This window comes from Staphylococcus sp. GDY8P196P, from assembly GCF_017891705.1.
GTDB lineage: Bacteria > Bacillota > Bacilli > Staphylococcales > Staphylococcaceae > Staphylococcus > Staphylococcus ureilyticus.
On record NZ_JAESJS010000043.1, the window covers coordinates 1 to 873 of the forward strand.

Here is an 873-nt window from a genome sequence, read left to right on the forward strand (position 1 = left end):
CATCGCATCTGTTATACGACGAGCGCTTCGGTCTTAACTGAAGCAGTTAAGCAATCAGATCTTCCTTCAGGTTATGACCATCTGTGCCAGTTCGTAATGTCTGGTCAACTTTCCGACTCTGAGAAACTTCTGGAATCGCTAGAGAATTTCTGGAATGGGATTCAGGAGTGGACAGAACGACACGGATATATAGTGGATGTGTCAAAACGCATACCATTTTGAACGATGACCTCTAATAATTGTTAATCATGTTGGTTACGTATTTATTAACTTCTCCTAGTATTAGTAATTATCATGGCTGTCATGGCGCATTAACGGAATAAAGGGTGTGCTTAAATCGGGCCATTTTGCGTAATAAGAAAAAGGATTAATTATGAGCGAATTGAATTAATAATAAGGTAATAGATTTACATTAGAAAATGAAAGGGGATTTTATGCGTGAGAATGTTACAGTCTATCCCGGCATTGCCAGTCGGGGATATTAAAAAGAGTATAGGTTTTTATTGCGATAAACTAGGTTTCACTTTGGTTCACCATGAAGATGGATTCGCAGTTCTAATGTGTAATGAGGTTCGGATTCATCTATGGGAGGCAAGTGATGAAGGCTGGCGCTCTCGTAGTAATGATTCACCGGTTTGTACAGGTGCGGAGTCGTTTATTGCTGGTACTGCTAGTTGCCGCATTGAAGTAGAGGGAATTGATGAATTATATCAACATATTAAGCCTTTGGGCATTTTGCACCCCAATACATCATTAAAAGATCAGTGGTGGGATGAACGAGACTTTGCAGTAATTGATCCCGACAACAATTTGATTAGCTTTTTTCAACAAATAAAAAGCTAAAATCTATTATTAATCTGTTCAGCAATCGGG

At 38.9% G+C, this 873-nt stretch carries 2 protein-coding genes; both read left to right on the forward strand.

Annotation, left to right across the window (positions count from 1 at the left end; genetic code table 11):
* Positions 1-222: kanamycin nucleotidyltransferase C-terminal domain-containing protein (locus tag KA814_RS13540; RefSeq protein ID WP_281066024.1), on the forward strand; the 222-nt coding region annotated here is incomplete at its 5' end.
* A gap of 216 nt (positions 223-438) precedes the next feature.
* The gene (gene bleO, locus KA814_RS13545; RefSeq protein WP_001242578.1) at positions 439-843 is read left to right on the forward strand and encodes a bleomycin binding protein; all 405 of its coding nucleotides are present in this window, start codon (positions 439-441) and stop codon (positions 841-843) included.
* Positions 844-873: the final 30 nt, after the last annotated feature.